The organism is Neobacillus cucumis, assembly GCF_002860255.1.
Lineage (GTDB): Bacteria > Bacillota > Bacilli > Bacillales > Cytobacillaceae > Neobacillus > Neobacillus cucumis_A.
The window spans coordinates 1-2,012 of the sequence record NZ_PGVE01000110.1; the positions used below are offsets into that span (position 1 = coordinate 1).

Here is a 2,012-nt window from a genome sequence, read left to right on the forward strand (position 1 = left end):
TAAGCCGTATTTTTCACCCAACTCATCATTTTGGCTATTGACGACATATTCCAACAGATCATCGCATAATTGACGGTCTTCATTACTTAAAGGAAAACTCACCTCTTTTGCTTTTAAACGCAACGTTGGGTGACCCTCCCGGATAATATCATTCATTAAAATCATTTCTACTCTTCCTCTCGGATATATTAGGTATAGTACAATCTACGATAAAATAGTAACAAATGTGCATGAAGGGTATATAATCGTAAAAACCAATTTCCTCTTATACAGTATAGACGAATGAGAAAAATGGTGAAAGAAAAAAGTATATAAAGTGTCTGGAGGGTTATTAATGAAGAAAGTAATTTGCGTATTGTTCATCTTCCTTCTACTAACTAGTTGTTCCAAAGAGTCTGAAGTAACTCAACAACTTACAGATTTACTCGTGGTTCTGAATGAAAAAGAAAAACAAGGGAACAACTTTGGGAAGAAGTTACACGAGAAGGAGCAGAATGAACAAGTCTTGTTTATTGAGACAATGGAACTGACTCAACAGCAATATCAAGAAGTGAAACAACGAGTGGTTGCGATGAAAAAGTCTGCACATGAACGGGCTCAACTGTTAGAAAAAGAGGAAAGTGCTTTACACGAGTCGAAGAAAGCGATAGACCGGATGTCTGAGTGGGTAGAGCGTATGGAATTAAATGATTCATCTAGATGAAGTAGTTGAAGCATTGTATGAACGTTCTGAAATACAAGAGACATTCATCATGCAGTATAAAAAACTTATAGATAGTCAGACGCAATTATATACGCAAATTGAAGATCCATCCATCCGCGAGCATGAACTTCAAAAGCATGTTCGTGATGTAAATGATTTAATCACTTCTAGCCAACGATCACTTATAGAATTCAATGAAGCAACTAGGGAAGTAAACAGGTTAGTGGCCCGCGCTTTGAAAAGTTTAGAAAACAATAAAAAGGAAATATAAAGTAGTGAGTAGGTAGGATTAAAAGCGACAACTAGTACGCGATAGGTATTTGTAAGGACTTATCATTTCAGTTGTTATATGAATGTTCATTGATGACTTTCATAGATATAGATTGGCCGGTATGACCCAATAAAAGCAGTTCTGTACCAATACAGAAACGATATTGTGTTAGTACAGTACATTTTTAGAAAAATATAAAAATGATTAAAAGTCTTTGATTACAATGGTTGACCAAGCGCTCAGTTTTGCGTATACTAATATTTATAAGAAGTTGTATTAACTTTATTTGAAAAAGATATAATACAGATATGAAGGAGAGATCAAGATATGGTAGCTAAAAAAGGTAATCAGTATGACCCAGTGAAAGCGCTTCAACTGATTGAAAGCCAATTTGATATGGTGCAAATATTGAATGAAGAAGGAAAGATCGTCGATAAGGACTTAGATCCGAAACTTCCCGATGAGGAATTAGTGGAATTGATGAATCGCATGGTCTATACACGTATCCTTGATCAACGATCTATTTCTTTAAATAGACAAGGGCGTCTTGGATTTTACGCTCCTACTGCAGGGCAAGAAGCTTCCCAGTTAGCTTCTCAATATGTGTTGGAAAAAGATGATTTCATTCTCCCAGGATATCGTGACGTTCCTCAATTATTATTCCATGGCTGGCCGTTGCATATGGCATTTCTATGGTCAAGAGGGCATTATGCAGGAAGTGTGATTCCTGATGGACTCAATATTTTCCCGCCACAAATCATCATTGGTGCACAATATGTACAGGCAGCTGGTGTAGGTTTAGGCTTTAAGAAAAAAGGACAAAAATCAGTTGTCATTACGTACACAGGCGATGGCGGAACATCTCAAGGGGATTTCTACGAAGGATTGAACTTTGCGGGAGCTTTTAAAGTACCAGCAATCTTCGTCATTCAGAATAACCAATATGCAATCTCCACACATCGTGATGTACAGACCGCGGCGAAAACACTGGCTCAAAAGGGTGTAGCGGCAGGCGTGCCAAGTGTACTAGTAGATGGA

General features: G+C 37.5%; 3 protein-coding genes and 1 pseudogene. 3 read left to right on the forward strand and 1 reads right to left on the reverse strand.

All coding sequences use genetic code 11. The annotated features are described in order from the left end of the window. Positions 1–165 (reverse strand): annotated as a pseudogene (def, locus tag CVD27_RS28970) (peptide deformylase); the annotation flags it as partial. Positions 166–334: 169 nt separating this feature from the next. Between def and CVD27_RS27690 the strand changes: the two are divergent. The 3 genes from CVD27_RS27690 to CVD27_RS27700 form a co-directional block, all read left to right on the forward strand. Next, the gene (locus tag CVD27_RS27690; protein ID WP_101652529.1) at positions 335–703 is read left to right on the forward strand and encodes a YkyA family protein; all 369 of its coding nucleotides are present in this window, start codon (positions 335–337) and stop codon (positions 701–703) included. After that, a complete protein-coding gene (locus CVD27_RS27695) occupies positions 687–974 on the forward strand; it encodes a YkyA family protein (protein WP_101652531.1) in 288 nt (95 codons plus the stop codon). The genes CVD27_RS27690 and CVD27_RS27695 overlap by 17 nt, the downstream gene beginning before the upstream one ends. Positions 975–1,301: 327 nt before the next feature. Further along, positions 1,302–2,012, forward strand: a 711-nt coding sequence (locus tag CVD27_RS27700; RefSeq protein WP_257984517.1) for a thiamine pyrophosphate-dependent enzyme, incomplete at its 3' end; no start/stop codon positions are given.